Below are 17,724 nucleotides of genomic sequence, written 5' to 3'. Positions count from 1 at the left end.
TAAGCTATATCGTGAAACAAAGATAGGTGATCCTTCACCTAAAAGTCCGCTGATATTCTGAAATTCAAAAACCTTGCCGATAATGAATTGGGTATGGCAAGCTGAGCGCCGGTTACGTCCTGAATCCATGAATATGACAAGGTGTTATCTGCTCCAAGCACATTCAATACTTCTGCCCTTAACCATAAGGTTTTCAGGTATTTATGATTCTGTAGCTCAAAGGATTTAGATAGTCCTATATCAATTCTATAATATTCATCTCCCGAAAAAATATTTCTTGCATTTATTTCGTTGGGTGGACCAAGTGGATAACCTGAACCAAAGACAGAGTTCACATATACTCTCATGCTTGGATCATTCGGCAGATGGTCTTCAAAGTAAAAAGCCAGGTTAATTCGCTGGTCAGATGGTCTCCTGATAAAGCCTTTATCATCCTCTGCTATATCTTCCTGAGTATTAAGGATTCCTAGGCTGAACCACGACTGGGTTCCGGGGATGAATTCCCCATTAATTCTAAAATCAAACCCATAAGCATTGGCTTTAGCATCATTATTAGCAAAGTAGCGTAAGCGAACATTATCGATATCATAAGCAATTACATGATCAAGCGATTTATAATACACTTCAGTAGTAAATAGGAATGGACGATTCCACCAGGTCAGCACTCGTTCCATAGCTCCGATGATGTGGATGGATTGCTGTGCTTCTACATCTTCTCTAATTTCCCCTGCTTGATCTCGAAGTTCTCGGTAGAATGGTGGTTGGCTATATTTCCCAATAGATAGTCTGAAAGATGTCTCCCGTTCCCAGTTTGGTTTAAATCGATAAATCAATCGGGGACTTATGAGCAATTCTCCATTGTAATCCAAGTGGTTGACTCTCCCTCCAGCGTTAACCGCGTGCATCGAATCTTTACTGTAAATGGTGGTCTGTAAGTAAGCAGTAATTGATGCAGTATTTAGTTCCAATTGGTTGAACGTGCTTTCATTTATACTTACGAAACCTGCTGAATCCAAAAATGAATACTCGTTTAGTTCATCGTCAATGATGTTTCGATTATAACCAATTCCCATTTCTAGAATAGACCAATCTGACAGTAAGTATTCATTGCGCCACTCTGTATTATAAATCTGAGCTTCCAGTCTGTTTCTACCATAGTTGAAATTGGTACCAATCCCTCTGACAACCACGCACTCATTGAAGCTATTGGAACCTGGGTTATTGTCCACATCGCAGATTCTATAGGCTCCTTCTACATTGTAATTTTCTCTTTCTGAAGTATATACACCTGAAAATATCCAGCGACTTAGAAACTTATCAGACCATCGATGAGAGAGGTTGAAACCGCTTTGATAAGTATCATAATCTAACTCTTCTCTTCCTGCGAATGCTGTCTGGATTCGTAGATTTTGTGAAACGGATCCAAACTCTGTCGTTTGGGATTCGGGAAGCGTCAAATATCTGTTACGACCATAAGCGAGAAGCCAGTTTAGTTTTGTCTTATTTATCTGTTGACTGTTTTTGCCTGTAAGATCAAATGTGAAGAATGCCTGGGCGTCTGTATAAGAGGGCAAGTATTGGCCATCTGTCTCCAGCGTGTTCAGCAAATACCTCGAGTCTCGGTGACGAGCACCAAAAAGAAATTGAATATCGTCGTTAATGCGATTGCCTATGTACGCCGAGCCGCCAAGCAATCCGAAGTTTATTTGCCCTTCTAGCGATTCAGGTTCTTTGTAATCGATGTTTAATGCGGATGAAAGCTTATCTCCATACTTAGATTCCCAGCCTCCGGCATAGAAACTTATATCACCTACTAAGTCTGGGTTGATGAAACTTAATCCTTCTTGTCGCCCTGCATTTGCCAGGAACGGACGATAAACAGGAATGTCATTCACGTAAACTAAATTTTCATCAAAATTTCCACCACGCACATTGTATGCGGAAGAAAGTTCATTGTTACCTGCTACGCCTGGTAAAGTCAAAAGGACTTTATTAAAATCTCCAAAAGCTGAAGGCAGATTCTGGGCAGACTTTGCATCAATTTTTGCTGCAGGATCTATAGCGTCTCGTTCTCTTTGTCCTTCTACCTGTACATCGTCCAATTTTATTGCCTGTGGTTTGAATGTCACGGTGAAATCACTCACACCACCTGTAGCTATATTTTTCAGTTCGTATGTGCCATATTGTATGTGTGAAAAGATAAGATCATAACTGCCCGCTTTTAGTTCAAGCAAGAAGTAACCTTCGGCATTAGAAACAGTACCTATTGAGCGATCAGACTTAACGATGATGTTAACAGCAGGAATTGGCACTCCTTTTTCATCCACAATTCTACCCTCTATGAGATCCTGTTGAGCGATCAAGGGTGTGATGAGAATTGCCAGTATAAGGAAAATCAGCTGCCTCAACTGATCAGGTTTTTTTAAGATTGGCAATAGTTTGAGCTGGATCATCCGACTTAAAAACGAAACTTCCGGCAACAAGCATATCTGCGCCGGCATTAAAAAGCTCTCCGGCATTCTGATCATTCACTCCACCATCTATTTCAATGATGATTTCAGGATTTACCTCATCTATCATTTTTTTAAGCTTTCGAACTTTGTCAAATGTGGTTTGTATAAACTTCTGGCCACCAAAACCAGGATTCACTGACATTAATAAAACTAAGTCTACGAATGGTAGAATCTCTTCAAGTGAGCTTACAGGCGTATGAGGATTGATGACTACCCCAGCCTTCGCTCCCAGCCTTCTGATCTCAGATACAGTTCGATGTAAGTGTCTGCAGGCCTCTTGATGTACAGTAATGATCTCTGCTCCTGCTTTCATGCAATCTTCAAGGTATGGGTCAGCGTGCTCAATCATGAGGTGATAATCCATTGGCTTTTTTGCATGCTTATAAATAGCCTGACACACAGGAAATCCGAATGAGATATTTGGAACAAAAACCCCATCCATGATATCGATATGGATGTAGTCTGCTTCACTTTGATTGAGCATTTCTACCTCTTTCTGCACATTACCGAAATCTGCAGCGAGAAATGACGGAGCAATTAATTTCTTAGACATTAGAAGTTTATGAGTTTGACGACTTTCTGATTATTTCCTATTTGCAAGAATAAGAAATAAACTCCTTGTTGACTACCATCGATCGTCAATTCCATATTTTCCTCGATCTCTCTTCGCTTAAATTCTCTTTTAAAAATTAAACTTCCTTTGGGATCCATAATCTTAATGCTCATTCCATCCTTAAACTTGCCATCTGCGGTAAGGTAAAGTGTATCTCCATTGAAAGGATTGGGATAGAAAGTGACCTTGTCTTGCAGGATATCATTTACATTTAGCGCCCTCACATCTTTAGCAAATGCATAATTAGGTACTCCATATCCTAACAGTGAATCAGGATTGCCAGACTGATGAGAAGAATTTTTAATTGAGGCTATTATTTCATTTACTGTTCTTTCTGGATTTAGTTGCCATATACAAGCAGCGAATCCTGCTATTAATGGAGATGCAAAACTGGTGCCACTACCTCTCATTATTGTTCCATTTCCTCGAACAACAGTGGTGGCTGATCCAAAAGCAGAAACGTCTGGTTTAACCCTTCCATCAGCAGTATTACCCACAGAGCTAAATGCTGAATATGAGAAATCTGGATTTACACTTCCAACAGTAAGTATGCCTTTAGCATCTGCTGGCGGAGTAATTCTACCCCAACTTTTATTTCCTTCATTCCCTGCGCTTACTGCTACTATGATTCCTTTTTCTGCAGCCAAAGCAGCGGCTCTTGAAACAATAGTGGTTTTCCCGTCCATATCTTCAAAGTCATAATTGTGGCTTGGAATATCGAATAAACGGTAGCCTAACGATCCATTGATTACATCAGCACCTAAACTATCAGCATATTCTGCTCCAAGCAGCCAATTATATTCCTCCAAGGTGTTTTCAGCTTGATTGTCTTCAGTGATGCAAAGGATAAAATCAGCTTCATAGGCTATTCCGAAAAGGTGATCATCACCAGATTCATATTTGGAAGCAATAATGGAGAAAACAGATGTCCCATGGCTCCCAAATTGAAACACATTGCCTGAGTTTTGAACAAAGTCTTTTGTGGCAACGATCCGATTATTTTCCCACACATGCTGAAATGGGGTATATAGATTTACTCCGGTAAATCCATTATCCAATACAGCAATAAGCATTCCCTGACCTTTGATTTCCTCTGTGTGCATCTGATCTGCACCCAGCATCATAAGCTGTATGTCAGAATCACCTTCTACTGAAGCTGGAGCAGTAAACTCTGTTGGTGGTTCAATAGGAGTCTTCTCATTACTTAAACGTGTGGTGTCAGCAATTAAAGCAATGCTATCGACATATGAGAGCATTGCAGCCTCATCAAGTAAAGTGGTATCAGCATTCACGAGCACTCCATTAAGCCATCTTGAAGTGTAGTAAACCTCCAATCCTGCATCTCTGAGTCCCTGAATGTAGCTGGGATCTACTGGCAAGTCGGACTCATCAACAGCAATACCTTGTTTGCTGCGTCTATCAATCGCTCGCTGAGTCAAGAACTCGGTTGGATTTGAAACACTATACGGATAGTTGGTTCCGGCTTTATCAGATAAATAGATAAAGTATCGATTGACCTGGCTTATCTCCGGATCGTCCTGTGCAAGCATTTTAAAGCTGATAAACAAGAGGTATACAAGAAGTAAACTATTCTTCATTTCCTATTTCTGTTAGTGTTTGCTTCAATGAACGCCCACCAATCACTTCGCCTAAATCAGCTCCACAATCGCTGGATGTACACTTTTTTTGTGTCAAATAGTCTTTTTCAACTAAACCTATGCCATCAACATATACTTCGCTTCTCAGATCTACTCCAGTTACATTTTCTTCTATATCCTCAATGATCAATCGAATATGGTTATCTGCACTAATTGAATCGACTAATTGGTTGCTGATTGATTGATAGTAATATGTGAGCGCACTCTTTGTATTTAAACTGTTTCCATCCCATTCTCTCCCTGCTGTTACAGGAAAGGTTAATTTGATAAAAGGAATGTTGTTTTCTGTGATGGATAGATAATTAGCTGTACGTGTTACTGTCCAAATTGAATCACTCTCCCAATTGCTCAATGCATCAGGCCTAATGTCTCTCCGCAACAAATAGATAATGCGATCAGCGGATGGAATAGAATCGAAGATGGTTTCGCGTAGCTGATAGATGGTAGTATCGAATCCGCTGACCAGATACTTTATTTCTTCTACATCATAGATTCGATATTGGCCAACATTTAAAGGATAATACTCATATCCCAATGTCTCAGGGCCTACTTCTTTGGTTTCATTACATGAAGTGTTTAACAATGCCAACAGCATTATTAACATCCCCATAATTCCTGTAAGAGAATATTTCCTCTTAAAAGGGTAGAAAGGAGATGTGTCAATTTTGTTCAACTTTCAATTAAATTCAATTTTCCCTATTCTGATGAAAGCTTGAAGTTATCCAACCACCGCCAATTACATCATCACCCTCGTAAAAAACAGCTGCTTGCCCAGGTGCAATGGCACTTACGCCATTTCCAAAAAACACTTTCATGGTATCACCTGCTTGCTCTATAACGGCTGGATTGCCATTGTCATTGTAACGAACTTTAGTGATGGTGTCTTTTCTTTCTCCTTCAATCGATGTGTACTTTTGCATATTGAGCTGCTTTACATACATGCCATCTCTACTCAATTCATCAAAAGTTCCTAATACAACACGGTTTGTATCTTTCTGTATTTCAGTGACATATACAGGGTAACCTAAAGCAATTCCTAGACCCTTTCTCTGACCAACTGTGTAGAATGGATATCCTTCATGTTTACCGACAACTTCGCCCGATTCTAACACAAACTCTCCCCCCGCTACTTGTTCTTCTATGCCTTCAACGCGTCTCTTCAAAAAACCTCTATAATCATTGTCTGGTACGAAACAGATTTCATATGATTCTGATTTTGTAACAAGTTCATAGAATTCTCGCTCTCGAGCCATGTCGTAAATCTCGGATTTCTTTAAATGACCAAGCGGATACTTGGTTCTACTTAAACTCTCTTGGGAGATTCCCCAAAGAGCATACGACTGATCTTTGTAGCCATCTGCTCCTCTTGATACAATGAATCGGCTATTCTCCTCACGTATCTTTGCATAGTGACCGGTGGCGATAAATTCACAGTCAAGCTTATCAGCTCTTCGGAGTAACGCATCCCATTTAATGTGTGTATTGCACATTACACAAGGATTGGGTGTTCTGCCAGCTATATATTCATCGGTGAAATAATCGATGACAGCATCTCCAAACTCTTCTCTGATATCTATGATGTAATGTGGAAATCCTAGGTTTACCGCAATATTTCTTGCGTCATTAATGGAATCCAGACTGCAACAGCCTGTTTCCTTTGAACTCCCTCCAGAGGTTTGATAGTCCCATGTCTTCATGGTCATGCCTATTACCTCGTATCCTTCTTCATGTAGCATCACTGCAGCGAGTGAGCTATCAATGCCGCCACTCATAGCGACTAAAATTCGTCCTTTTTTACTCATTAGTTTCGTACTTCTGCCGGGTTCACAGCCACGGTTTATACATCAAAGTGCAAAGGTAATGGATAAGTTATTAGTGACTAGTATTAAGTAAATAGTATACTCGTAAAGCACTAACTCATTTTTCTGAATACTATGCGACATCCGCTAAGTTGCATCAGCGATATATACTATGCGACATCCGCTAAGTTGCATCAGCGATATCTAGCAACATCCGCCTCCATCATAAAAGAATGTACTTTCACTTACATATACATCATCATTGCCAAGTGTTTGAAGGTTTCCAGCAGTTTTATCACAAACAGAAAGTGGTTGGTTATACATCAACACGTGACCTGCATGATCGTCATAATATTCTTGCCCGCCTGTGTAGATAGCTGTTTTTCCGGTAAACACACACGGCCCATCGACTGGCATTGGGTCTTTAATAGCACACACTTCCACGCTCTCTATGTGTATTGGCTGATCTGTATCGTAATGTTTTGTATCAAGGATTCTATACGGTCGTTTGGCTCGTATTTCTACTGTGCCAAACCCAATGTCCGTAATCATTTTAATATAATCCTTCAGCGGTAATGCCCCACTTAGACAAAGACCTCTAAGTTCTGGATCATTCTTCAGGTTTTCTGGCATTGTATCTTCACTGATGGGATCAGAAAGTACCAATCTTCCATGAGGCTTCAACACACGGTACATTTCCTTTAGTGCTGTTTTGAGGTCTTCTTCATGGAATATATTAAATAAGCAGTTTTGGGCTGCGACATCAATGGATTCATCTTCAACTGGAAGGTTCAGGGCATCCCCTTTTCTAAGGCTTACAAAATCTGGCTGAAACCAATCATTAGAGGCTTCTGCTTCCTTGAAGTTGTTTTCGCAAGCATCCAGCATTTCATCTACGACATCTACTCCAATTACTCCTTCTTTTTGCCTACTGAAATATGAAAACTGGAGTAGCTCCATACCACCACCGACACCGACATAAAGGATTTTAGGGTTGTTGATTAAATCTCTAGGATGCACCGTACTTCCACAACCGTAATTCATTTGCTGCATGATTTTCGGGATATCAAGCCCTGGGAAAGCCCATATTGGTGTGGTCGTGCAGCATAATCCTACATCTGGGGTTTCAGCTGCTCTTTTATAAATGTCTTTTGTAGTATCTAAGTATGCTTCCATTATTTTGGTTATAACTTCTTAATTAAAATTTCATGTAGTTGTTCCGCCACAGCTTGACCCTGCGCCCGCTGTGCAGCCATAGCAATGCTGATTGAGGATAATATCTCTACTTTCTAAAGCCTTGGCATTATAATCACTAATATGTTGAGGTCCGTTCACTTTCAATTCAAGCATCTGGTTGAAGTCGCAATCATACATGTAACCATCCCAGCTAATGCTAATTGTACTTCTACACATTACACCTAAAGCAGCTGTTGGATTGAACGCATTTACTAACTCATCCATGTAGTCTTCGTATTTCTCTGTTTTCACCAGGTACTCAAGAAAACGGCTAATTGGAAGATTGGTAATTGCAAAGAGCTCATTGAATACAATATCGAATTCAAGCAACTTTCTTTTAAACTGGCTTTCCAAAGTCATTTGATCTCCAGGTAAAAATGCTCCGGCAGGATTATATACCAGATCAAGTTTTAAGTCACTATCCTCTTGGCCATAACCGACTGCATTTAGCATTTGTAAGGCTTTGATGGATTTTTCGAATACTCCATCTCCGCGCTGAGCATCGGTTCGTTTTGCTGTAAAATAAGGCAAGCTAGAAACCACATTGACATTGTGCTTCTTAAAGAACTCTGGCAAATCGTTGTATTTAGGATTGGCGAGAATGATCGTCAAATTACAGCGCACAATTATTTGCTTTCCAAGCGTACTCAACTCTTCAACAAACCATCTGAAGTCAGGATTCATTTCTGGAGCTCCACCGGTTAGATCCACAGTAGAAATATCTGAGCCTTCCAAAGCATCTAAACATAGTTGCATGGTTTCGCGCGTCATAATTTCCTTACGATCGGGGCCTGCATCAACGTGACAATGCGTACAAACCTGATTGCACATTTTGCCTACATTGATTTGAAATATATCGATGGATGTGGGTTTAAGAGGTAGCTGATCTAGCTCTTTTAGTTTGCTTTCAAATGAAGGTATGTTGATTACTTCATGATTATCGAGCACCTCAATTTGACCTTCAGGAGTTCCTAACTTATGTTTTTGCTTTTGAAGTGATTTTAACATTACATCAATTTATCGTTAACCTGCTTCATCATCTGAACGCCATGGACGAGTACGGCACCACTTTTAATGGCTGCCGCTACATGCACGGCTTCCATCATCTGCTCTTCATCCACACCTTTTTTCAGACAATCAGAGGTGTATGAGTCAATACAGTAAGGACAATGAACAGCATGTGATACCGCTAGTGCTATCAGTGATTTCTCACGAGCAGTAAGCGCACCGTCTTTAAAAACATTCCCGTAATAGTCGAAAAATTTGTCTCCTAACTCCTTTTGCCATTCGGTTATATCACCGAACTTCTTCAGATCTTCGGAATTATAATATGTTTCGTTTTTCATAGTTAAAGTGTTAACAATTAGCACACTGATAAAGTTGAGCCTAGTATAAGTTTATTATTACAAGGTATACCAATGCTGAACATAATGCGGCAACTGGTAATGTTAACAACCAAGAAAGCAAAATATTTCTTATCACCCGTGTATCTGCCTTCTTTGTCACCATGCCAATTCCAAAAATAGACCCTACTGAAACATGAGTTGTTGAAACTGGCATTCCATGAATACTTGCAGTCGTGACCAATATTCCTGTGAATAAATTAGCAGTGAAGCCTTGGCCGTGATTCATTCTTGTGATCTTTTTGCTCACCGTGTGTCCAACCCTTTTAGCGTTGATAAGACCGCCAATTGCCATCATCAATCCGATTGATATCAGTGATACTCGAATATCAAGCACATGAATGAATAGTAGCAACCCAGCAATTTTTGGTGTGTCATTAAGGCCCCTTGCAAAAGAAACAATGCCTGCGCTCAAATAGTGAGCAAAATCCAGCAGCTTCTGAGCACTTATCCCCAACAACCTGCCGTTGTATTTTTCCATCATTGATTGATGAATTACTGCTGAGCTTAGATTTTGACTAGATCCCTCTGTTAAAGCGACTGCAGCAGTTGTCTGTACAATCTCGTCTCCTAGCTCAATAGTAGTATCTTTTGTAATACCTGACATCAATCTCAATTGACGAAAAATCACATAACCTATTAAGCTTACGATTGCGGCCATCAATGGGCTTATCATCAATGGAAACAAAAAAGTACCTCCAAGCTTAGCAAAGTTGAATGAGCTGCCAACAGCAACCAAACCGCTCCCTAAAAGAGCGCCAACCAGTGAATGCGTAGTGGATATTGGCATTCCGATTTTTGTAGCTAGCAATACCGTAAGGCCGGCTCCTAATGCAATGGAAATAGCGAATTCTGGTGATTGAATTAATAAGTCAGGAACTAATCCTTTCCCTGAAAAATTTTTTACCAGTTCGCCTGCTAAAAAGAAAGCTGATACTGACCCTAGCAATGTTGTTATTGTGGCCCAATTAATAGCCTTTTTGTAATTGGTTGTACCGCTGCCAAAGAGGGTAGCCACTCCTTTAAAGTTATCATTTGCACCATTTGCATAAGCGAGCAAACACGCAGCTATAAAAAGTACAAGTAGAATCATTTTTGGTGAGTATCAATTTAAGTTATCCTGTCTTTTGACTCAGAAAATAATCTGGAATCAAAACTAGTGACTTGAATTACGTAAAGTCTCTCACCAATGGATTTCTTCATCCAATAGTCGGCTGGAAGTCTATGATATTGAATTTCTCACTCGACCAGTATATTCTCTTAGTGCTGTCTTAAAGTCGACATTATTGACCTCCATTGATTTTTTGATTTGGACAGCTGCATAGGCATGTGTTAATTGTTCTCCCTCATCATCTCCGGGAATATCAATTTTGGGAGCTTTTTCTTCAGCAATTGCTGCCTCTGCTTCGACCAATTCTTCTTTGGAATAACTTTCTACCAGTTGCTTAATTACAGGGATTTTCATCTAAAACGCGTTTATCATTTCAACTACTACTTCTTCTTTACTTGTTGCTACTGCGGATAGTAATTTTCCTCCTTTGAATGTGGCGAAAAATGGAAGATTAGTTACTCCAGCTAATTTCCTAGCCTCCGGACTCTTTTCAGCGTTTACATCAAGAAAAGTGATACTCGAATATTGGTTGTCTTCTGATAGTCTTCTAAACTTTGGGGAAAATAACCGACAACTTCCGCACCAATCTGCAAAATACTTTACGATTACTTTTTCACTTTTCTCAAGTGCCTGCTTAAAATCCTGGTCTGTCTTTGGTTCTACTGCCATTAGAATGTTTTTTGTGCAAAACAGCAAAATAATTCAAATTGTTTCGTTCAGAAGGTTTTCTTTGTGAGAGGAAATTCAAAAAAATCAATGGGCTTAAAAACGTTCGTAAAAATTAGTAATGTATCTAATCTTTCAGATGCTCGCTATTGTGCAGGAATGATGGTAGATGTCATTGGATTCACAATTGACCCTACTGCAAAATCATTTGTAACTGAAGCTGACTTTGGTGAGATTACTGATTGGGTTGCAGGTGTATCTTTTGCAGGTGAGTTTCATGGTGCCAATGAAGAGCAAATTCGCGAGACAGTTAAGAAATATCCCGTTGACTATATTGAAATCGCTAATCTAAATCTTGTTGAGAAAGTTGGGCTCTTAGGAAAACCATTAATTGTAAGGTTAAGTATTACTACTGAAGCTGAGTTTAATGAATTGAAATCGACGTTGAGTTATTTAGATGAACTTGCTGAGATTGTACTCATAAAGTCTAGCAACCCAGATTTGTTTGAAAAGATTGATTCACAAATTTGCTATTATAATGGTAACCTCAAGCTATTAAAAGGCTACGCAATTAATTCTGAAAGGGCATTGGACAAATTTCCAGGACTTGAGCTTGAAGCAACGAAGGAAGAACGCCCTGGCTTTAAAGATTATGGTCAAATAATGGATGTTCTTGAATTGATAGAGGAAGATTGAGTCTAACTAAATTTAATTCTATTGATTAAATTGTTATCAAATGATAATTATGAAAAAATTCTTATTTATTGTTTGGTGCGCATTAAGTATTACCACCTACGCTCAAATTGATGAAATTAAGGAACAGCTCAAGACAAAAGCAAAATCTGAGGAGACTGTTGTCTGGCTATGCGATACTGCTTTCTCACTTTATAATACATACCCAATTATAACTGAACGGATAGCTCAATTGGCACTCCAAAAGGCAATAGAATGGGATTCTGATCTTGGAATTGCAAGAGCCAATCATGTATTAGGAGTTTCACATTGGGCGCGAGATAACTACACAGTCGCGATTGAATATTACCTGAACGCTCTTAAGTATTATGATTTGCTGAACAACCAACGTGGAATGGCGATAATTAATATGAATATTGGTATCATCTACGATGACTTAGATCAAACTGAACGAGGAAAGACGTATTATTTCGCAAGCGAAAAAATAATACGTTCATTAGGTGATTCATCTAATCTGGCCAAGGTGCTTAATAATCTGGCAGTAGCATACAGAAGGACACATAAGCGGGATTCGGCCTTCTATTATTACAAAGAAGTGATGGCGCTAAGAAAAGCGATGTATGATTCAGTTGGAATAGCTAGAACATATAATAACATAGCACTTCTCTTTCTAGAAAAAGGATCTGACACTGAAAGAGAAGATGCTGTAATAGCCCAAGATAATTTAAGCTCTGCGCTAGCTTATTTGGAAGAAGGTACAGATAATAGGTTATATGCAACTATTAATGCCAATATGGGAAGAACGCTAATCTTTCTTGGACAATTAGTTAAAGCAAAGGTGCATCTTGATGTAGCTCTTAAACTTGCACAAAAGCATGACTTTAAAGTAATTGAACAATGGGTTTATCAGTATTCAGTTGAATTATATAAGCGAAGAAACGATTACAAAACAGCTTTGGAGTACTCCTCAAAAGAAGTTGCTATCGACAAAGAATTGCGAAATGCTGAAATAAATGAGCAAATAGAGGAGCTAAATATCAAGTATGAAACTGCAAAGAGAGAGAGATTACTTGCTGAGTTGGAGAAGCAAAAAGCTATCGATGAAGGCATAAAAAATATGCTCATAATCGGAGTAGCGGCCGTCATACTCATAGCCATATTACTCATCTTTTACAGTTATCAGAAAAGGAAGAAAGACAAGGTCATTTCACAACTGCAATTCCAAAAAATGTCTGATGAGATCAATGTCAAGAACAAAGAAATAGCTTCTTATACAATGAGTTTTTTGCAAAAAAACCAGTTGATGGAAGAGCTGAAAGCACAAATTAATGAGTTGAAGAAAAATTCAGATATCAGCACCAACAAGGAACTTACGCGTATTAATAGAATTGTGGACAATACGTTTAGGTCTGATGAAGAATGGAAAACCTTCCAAATCACATTCGACCAAATGCATGATGGTTTCTTCCAAGATTTAAAACGTGCATATCCTGATATCAGTAATGCAGAATTGAAACTGTGTGCACTCCTGAGGTTGAACATGAACCTAAAGGAATCGGCTAAGATTTTAGGTATTGCAGCCGATAGTGTAAAAACTGCGCGCTATAGGTTACGCAAAAAGCTCGGACTAAAAACGGAAGACAACCTAATCGACTTCCTCATCCAGTTTGAAAAGCCCCAGCCAAATCTATATGACAAAATTCAAAAGTAATTTCTATCTAGTAGCTCTCGTTCTCACGATCTCATGTTCTTCCGGAGGTGATCATCCTCAACCAATTGAAGATGATCAGGATGATGAAGATGTTTTTATAGATTCATTCAATGGAAGTGGAGAATTGGAAGACTATGTTGTCAATAATGAAGCTGCTCTTCCTAATGTCGTACAGATCGGCGGGAAGTATCGAGCAGAGCTTACCGAAAACACCAATAATGTTACGCTACATTTCAATGAAGATCAAGGACGATTAGATGCAAAACGTGTCGTTTTTCCATTTGAATTCATCGCTAGAAATATCGGAATAGGAACGATTGACAATTCACAAGAATCTCCAGGACATGAAAATGAGCCTTACAATTTTTGTGGTGTACAAGTTCATGTTTTAGACCTGAGTTCACCAAATTCATCGCATGTTGTCGTTGGTCATCGCGGGCCTACTGGTTTTACTATTGAAGGCAAAAATACACTCAATGGATCTTCATCTGTCAATGATATTGGTGCAAATACAGTTCCTACTGGTCGTGCGGATATTCGGATTGTAGGTATGGAAGATCGAACGATCGTAGTGTATTGGCAACAACCAAATCTCAGCTCAAATCAAGCAGATAATTGGACGCTTTATAACGAGACAGGAACTTTGCCCGGAAATGCTCCTGCTTTCGAATCTGCAGTGTACGTTGGATTAATAACTTATGCATTTCACTCTACCGGCGTCCCTTTTGTTGGAACGTGTGATCAAATAGAGATTGGTCATTGATCGGGATTCAATTTTGAAGATCTACATGAAATGTAGTCCCAACTCCTAGCTGTGTATCAAAAGAGACCGTCCCTCCCATCCTTTCAGTGAAGAGCTTTACAATAGACAATCCAAGACCAATGGAAGCTTCTCCCTGTGTCGGTTTTGCACTTAGTCTTTGATATTTCTTAAACAATTTTATTTTATCCTCTTCCGTGAGTCCAGGCCCTTGATCTGTGACCGATATCCTTGTCATTCTGCCAACAGAACTAGTGGACACTTCAATAGTAGACTTTTCTTTACTGTACTTTATCGCATTAGAAATAAGGTTATCAAGAATCTGGGCAGTGTAGACTTTATCAGCTTTTACATACAATCCAATTTCGAGATTTTTAGCCAATGTAATTGATTTTCCTTTGGCTTTTGACCGGTTGTCTTTTAGCACTTGTTCAATCACGCCTTCCACATTTAGCTTTTCCAAATTGATGTTATGCTTACCGGTTTCAATAGCGTCTACATCAAGTATTTTATCAATCAATGAACGCATCTTTTCAGATGACTGAAGTATAAACCCCAACAGTGTATTCCCCTGGTCACTTAGTTTTTCATTTGATTCAATAATTTGTGCGCCGTTTAAGATGTTTGATAGTGGTGATCTAAGGTCATGTGCCAGCACTTGAATAAGATTATTTTTCTCTTCGTTTAGACCTCTTAACTTATTGTTTGTGTCCTCAACTAACCGTTGTTGCTCAAGTAATCTGTTCGTGTTTTGTGATTTGATTCGATACAGAGCTAAAAGTAAAAAGAGAATAACTAAGCCAACAATGATGATGGAAACAAGTATGATGGTTAAGCGTTCTGAATCCTGATCTCTACGCGCAGCATCTAATAGTTGTTCATATTGCGATTCCTTTTCCCTGTTGGAAAGTACAATCTCTTCTAATGGCCCAATTTCCGCAGACTTTGATATTTGCTCAATTATCCCAGTAGCATTTGCTCCAAGGTATTTTTCAATGATTTTGCGTTTATCATTTTGAAATTGTTCGCTCTTAAAATAGACATTTACAGGCTCAGACCAATCGCTTTCTTTGGGAAAGATCATTGCTAATCCTTCGAGTTTTACTGGAAAATAAAACTGGCGTCTTACTGAAGTATTACTTTCTATGGCAACCAAAAAGTTTGCAATATCGATGTAGCCAAAGCTATTAGACTCTTCACCGATTTTCTTAATGATATTGCCGCTGTTTCTTACGACTTCTATTTCAAATTCAATTGAGAGCTCTTTTTTTAAGTTTTCAAGAGATTGTATCAGTGTAGTGTTTGTGATAGATATAGCTGTACTTCCATTTAAAATCTTCCTTAGCTCATCATCTGTAAGAGCTATCGGCAAATTAGCGTTTGTAATTAATACGGCTACATCAGCTAAGTATGGTGGCGTAAAGTTGAATAGCTTTCTCCTATCTGGTGTGATAGAAATTGATGATGATCCAAATGTGCCTCCTTTGCCATTTTTTATCGTTTCCAGCACTTCGCCAAAACTATCAGTCTCTATCCATTGCATTTCAATTTCCACACCATACGTTTCATTGATAAACCCGATAAATGCGTTGGCCAGATCGTGTTCAACACCATCAATAATATCTAAAGAATTTTCAATTACAATATTATTGGGATACCAATAGAATTCTACAACACCTTTTTTATCACGTAGAATCTTCTCCCAACTATCTCCATTGGCATGAAGCAGTAGAGCTAAACTTACAAAGACAAGAAATATGCTGATCCTCTTAAACATGAATTTTAGCGGTAGTCAACTCTAATAAAAATTAGAAATCTTATGCCTCAAAATACTCACTTTGAAACTATTGGTAATTAGATAAACTACGAAGTATATCAAGAATTGGATGAATGTCTGCTCTCAAACGTTAAGACTTAGGGCCTAAATACTAAAAACAGCAAAAAATATGTTCCTAAACAGTAATTTTAAAACATGTCTTTAGAATCTTTTTCAGCGCTTGATTTTGAAACTGCTACATGGAATCCAGCAAGTATTTGTCAAGTTGGCCTTGTTCGGGTTGAAGACGGAATCGTAACTGAAAGAGTAAATGAGCTGGTACAACCACCAAAAAATGAGTACTTCTATAAAAACATTGAGGTTCATGGAATCAAGCCAGAAGATACGCTTAACGCTCCACCTTTCGAGGAGGTTTGGTTTGATTTCAAGCATTTGATTGAAGATCAGGTAGTAGTGGCACATAATGCTGCATTTGATGTCAATTGCCTGCAGAATGCCTTGGCCTATTACGATATTGTCCAGCCGCATTTTGAAGTTCGCTGTACACGGGTTATCTATCGTAGAGGCCTAGCTTACCTAAGTAAAAAATACAAAATCCCTTTGAATCATCACGATGCTTTGAGCGACGCAAACGCTTGCGCTGAGTTGTATTTAAAGCACTTGAAAAGACAAGCATTACCAAAAACCGGCTCGCTTTTCTAGTCATTTCCATCCTTCCTGGATGCCAGGATCTACCACCTCTCTCCCACGCTTCTCACGCATAGGGGCCGGTACACTTTCGATTATCTTTTCATTTATAATTTCAAATAAGTGTTCCTTACCTGTTAGTTTTCGAGTAACAAACCCAACCTCTCGAACTTTGTCTTCCAGTAAAATCAGATTTTGTTCTTGATCAGAATCAAGGCATAAAGTTGTTAGCTCCGGTAGAATAGTTGTACCACCCTGATGGTCAACCATTCGAATCAGTGAATCTATGGAACTACAGTGGTAGGAGATTTGTGCATATGCTTTCTCATTTCTCAATGAGCAAATGTCGCTAACCTGATCTCTAAAGCAATTACCCTCTTCCAAGAGCCATAAGTTTTTTAAATCCAGGTTTGATACTTTCAATGATTTTGCATGAATACCATCTTCATAGTTATGATACATGTAGAATGATTCATAAAAAAGCGGTGAAACAGTAATACCCTGTCTCGCAAGTGGTGTTGAAATAATACCTCCATCCAGATCGCCTAGTCTTATTTTTTGGAGTATTTCTTCTGTCAAAAGCTCATGTATCTCCAATGATAATTCTGGATATTGATTAAGTAGTTGGTCCAGAAATAAAGGAACCAGATAGGGTGATAGCGTTGGAATTATACCCAGCTTTATTTCTCCACCAAATTGGTTTGCAAGAGTAATGGCGTACTCTTTTAGCTGCTTGCCAGCCATCACTATTTCTCCAGCTTTCAGGAGGAATTTTAGTCCTTGTTCTGTTGGTTCTATTCGTGATCTAGAACGATCAAAAAGTGATATTCCTATTTCATTTTCAAGGTTTTTGATTTGCAGACTCAAAGCGGGTTGAGTCATATTGAGCGCGTGAGCTGCTCTGGTGAATGACCCTAATTTTTCTAATGCTAAAGCATATTCTAATTGCAGGAGGTTCATAAGTAAATTAAATCAAAACGAATAAGTCATAAATATATCATATTACCTTTCATTGTAGCTAAAGCCAAAGTCATTCATCAACATTTTTAAGCAAGTCATCAATATAATTTCTCACCACAAATAGTGTGGTCAATCTT

The 17,724-nt window shown here is 38.8% G+C and carries 17 protein-coding genes; 4 read left to right on the top strand and 13 right to left on the bottom strand.

All coding sequences use genetic code 11. From position 1 onward, the window contains the following. Positions 1–38 precede the first annotated feature (38 nt). The 11 genes from ABJG98_RS02775 to ABJG98_RS02725 all read right to left on the bottom strand — a co-directional run bounded on the left by ABJG98_RS02775 (position 39) and on the right by ABJG98_RS02725 (position 11,002). A complete protein-coding gene (locus ABJG98_RS02775; protein WP_348277937.1) occupies positions 39–2,453 on the bottom strand; it encodes a TonB-dependent receptor in 2,415 nt (804 codons plus the stop codon). Further along, positions 2,413–3,066, bottom strand: a complete 654-nt coding sequence (rpe, locus tag ABJG98_RS02770) for a ribulose-phosphate 3-epimerase (protein WP_348277936.1) — start codon at positions 3,064–3,066, stop codon at positions 2,413–2,415. The genes ABJG98_RS02775 and rpe overlap by 41 nt, the downstream gene beginning before the upstream one ends. After that, entirely contained in the window at positions 3,066–4,724 is a 1,659-nt protein-coding gene (locus ABJG98_RS02765) for a S8 family serine peptidase (RefSeq protein WP_348277935.1), read from the bottom strand. The genes rpe and ABJG98_RS02765 overlap by 1 nt, the downstream gene beginning before the upstream one ends. Further along, entirely contained in the window at positions 4,714–5,457 is a 744-nt protein-coding gene (locus ABJG98_RS02760; RefSeq protein WP_348277934.1) for a hypothetical protein, read from the bottom strand. The genes ABJG98_RS02765 and ABJG98_RS02760 overlap by 11 nt, the downstream gene beginning before the upstream one ends. Positions 5,458–5,470: 13 nt before the next feature. After that, positions 5,471–6,586, bottom strand: a complete 1,116-nt coding sequence (gene mnmA, locus ABJG98_RS02755; RefSeq protein ID WP_348277933.1) for a tRNA 2-thiouridine(34) synthase MnmA — start codon at positions 6,584–6,586, stop codon at positions 5,471–5,473. A 201-nt stretch (positions 6,587–6,787) separates the two neighbouring features. Then, positions 6,788–7,759, bottom strand: a complete 972-nt coding sequence (arsM, locus tag ABJG98_RS02750; protein ID WP_348277932.1) for an arsenosugar biosynthesis arsenite methyltransferase ArsM — start codon at positions 7,757–7,759, stop codon at positions 6,788–6,790. A 30-nt stretch (positions 7,760–7,789) separates the two neighbouring features. Continuing rightward, positions 7,790–8,827, bottom strand: coding sequence for an arsenosugar biosynthesis radical SAM (seleno)protein ArsS (gene arsS, locus ABJG98_RS02745; protein ID WP_348277931.1), 1,038 nt, complete (start codon positions 8,825–8,827; stop codon positions 7,790–7,792). After that, positions 8,827–9,165 (bottom strand): arsenosugar biosynthesis-associated peroxidase-like protein, encoded by a 339-nt coding sequence (locus tag ABJG98_RS02740; protein WP_348277930.1) that lies wholly within the window; start codon positions 9,163–9,165, stop codon positions 8,827–8,829. The genes arsS and ABJG98_RS02740 overlap by 1 nt, the downstream gene beginning before the upstream one ends. 40 nt (positions 9,166–9,205) lie before the next feature. Then, positions 9,206–10,315 carry an inorganic phosphate transporter gene (locus ABJG98_RS02735; protein WP_348277929.1) on the bottom strand — a complete coding sequence of 370 codons (1,110 nt, stop codon included), beginning with the start codon at positions 10,313–10,315 and terminating at the stop codon, positions 9,206–9,208. Positions 10,316–10,444: 129 nt separating this feature from the next. Then, positions 10,445–10,687 carry a hypothetical protein gene (locus ABJG98_RS02730; RefSeq protein WP_348277928.1) on the bottom strand — a complete coding sequence of 81 codons (243 nt, stop codon included), beginning with the start codon at positions 10,685–10,687 and terminating at the stop codon, positions 10,445–10,447. Continuing rightward, entirely contained in the window at positions 10,688–11,002 is a 315-nt protein-coding gene (locus ABJG98_RS02725) for a thioredoxin family protein (protein WP_348277927.1), read from the bottom strand. Positions 11,003–11,065: 63 nt separating this feature from the next. Here ABJG98_RS02725 and ABJG98_RS02720 point away from each other — a divergent pair, with 63 nt between their 5' ends. From ABJG98_RS02720 to ABJG98_RS02710, 3 genes are read left to right on the top strand one after another with little or no spacing between them, the layout of a single operon-like run. Further along, positions 11,066–11,695, top strand: a complete 630-nt coding sequence (locus ABJG98_RS02720; protein ID WP_348277926.1) for a hypothetical protein — start codon at positions 11,066–11,068, stop codon at positions 11,693–11,695. 49 nt (positions 11,696–11,744) lie between these two features. Continuing rightward, complete coding sequence (locus tag ABJG98_RS02715) at positions 11,745–13,403, top strand: transcriptional regulator (protein WP_348277925.1); 1,659 nt, start codon at positions 11,745–11,747, stop codon at positions 13,401–13,403. Next, positions 13,384–14,166: a hypothetical protein gene (locus tag ABJG98_RS02710; protein WP_348277924.1), complete on the top strand. Its 783-nt coding sequence runs from the start codon at positions 13,384–13,386 to the stop codon at positions 14,164–14,166. Before ABJG98_RS02715 ends, ABJG98_RS02710 begins: the two co-directional genes overlap by 20 nt. Positions 14,167–14,173: 7 nt before the next feature. Here the strand turns inward: ABJG98_RS02710 and ABJG98_RS02705 are convergent, their stop codons facing one another. Next, positions 14,174–15,940 (bottom strand): ATP-binding protein, encoded by a 1,767-nt coding sequence (locus ABJG98_RS02705; protein WP_348277923.1) that lies wholly within the window; start codon positions 15,938–15,940, stop codon positions 14,174–14,176. Between the two features lie 195 nt (positions 15,941–16,135). On the opposite strand from ABJG98_RS02705, the gene ABJG98_RS02700 reads away from it, so the two are divergent. Further along, a complete protein-coding gene (locus ABJG98_RS02700; RefSeq protein WP_348277922.1) occupies positions 16,136–16,642 on the top strand; it encodes a 3'-5' exonuclease in 507 nt (168 codons plus the stop codon). Here ABJG98_RS02700 and ABJG98_RS02695 read toward each other — a convergent pair whose 3' ends face one another. Further along, positions 16,643–17,587, bottom strand: a complete 945-nt coding sequence (locus tag ABJG98_RS02695; RefSeq protein ID WP_348277921.1) for a hydrogen peroxide-inducible genes activator — start codon at positions 17,585–17,587, stop codon at positions 16,643–16,645. It lies immediately after the preceding gene. Between the last annotated feature and the right edge of the window lie 137 nt (positions 17,588–17,724).

Source organism: Ekhidna sp. (assembly GCF_039960695.1).
Lineage (GTDB): Bacteria > Bacteroidota > Bacteroidia > Cytophagales > Cyclobacteriaceae > Ekhidna.
Note: the sequence above shows the minus strand (reverse complement) of the source record. Positions and strands in the feature narration are given on the sequence as shown.

Excerpts from the sequence above, each read along its gene's own strand:
- ABJG98_RS02765 (WP_348277935.1), bottom strand. The coding sequence starts at position 4,724 with ATGAAGAATAGTTTACTTCTTGTATACCTCTTGTTTATCAGCTTTAAA.
- arsS (WP_348277931.1), bottom strand. The coding sequence starts at position 8,827 with ATGTTAAAATCACTTCAAAAGCAAAAACATAAGTTAGGAACTCCTGAA.
- rpe (WP_348277936.1), bottom strand. The coding sequence starts at position 3,066 with ATGTCTAAGAAATTAATTGCTCCGTCATTTCTCGCTGCAGATTTCGGT.
- ABJG98_RS02725 (WP_348277927.1), bottom strand. The coding sequence starts at position 11,002 with ATGGCAGTAGAACCAAAGACAGACCAGGATTTTAAGCAGGCACTTGAG.
- ABJG98_RS02715 (WP_348277925.1), top strand. The coding sequence starts at position 11,745 with ATGAAAAAATTCTTATTTATTGTTTGGTGCGCATTAAGTATTACCACC.
- arsM (WP_348277932.1), bottom strand. The coding sequence starts at position 7,759 with ATGGAAGCATACTTAGATACTACAAAAGACATTTATAAAAGAGCAGCT.
- ABJG98_RS02695 (WP_348277921.1), bottom strand. The coding sequence starts at position 17,587 with ATGAACCTCCTGCAATTAGAATATGCTTTAGCATTAGAAAAATTAGGG.
- ABJG98_RS02730 (WP_348277928.1), bottom strand. The coding sequence starts at position 10,687 with ATGAAAATCCCTGTAATTAAGCAACTGGTAGAAAGTTATTCCAAAGAA.
- ABJG98_RS02735 (WP_348277929.1), bottom strand. The coding sequence starts at position 10,315 with ATGATTCTACTTGTACTTTTTATAGCTGCGTGTTTGCTCGCTTATGCA.
- ABJG98_RS02775 (WP_348277937.1), bottom strand. The coding sequence starts at position 2,453 with ATGATCCAGCTCAAACTATTGCCAATCTTAAAAAAACCTGATCAGTTG.
- mnmA (WP_348277933.1), bottom strand. The coding sequence starts at position 6,586 with ATGAGTAAAAAAGGACGAATTTTAGTCGCTATGAGTGGCGGCATTGAT.
- ABJG98_RS02710 (WP_348277924.1), top strand. The coding sequence starts at position 13,384 with ATGACAAAATTCAAAAGTAATTTCTATCTAGTAGCTCTCGTTCTCACG.
- ABJG98_RS02705 (WP_348277923.1), bottom strand. The coding sequence starts at position 15,940 with ATGTTTAAGAGGATCAGCATATTTCTTGTCTTTGTAAGTTTAGCTCTA.
- ABJG98_RS02700 (WP_348277922.1), top strand. The coding sequence starts at position 16,136 with ATGTCTTTAGAATCTTTTTCAGCGCTTGATTTTGAAACTGCTACATGG.
- ABJG98_RS02740 (WP_348277930.1), bottom strand. The coding sequence starts at position 9,165 with ATGAAAAACGAAACATATTATAATTCCGAAGATCTGAAGAAGTTCGGT.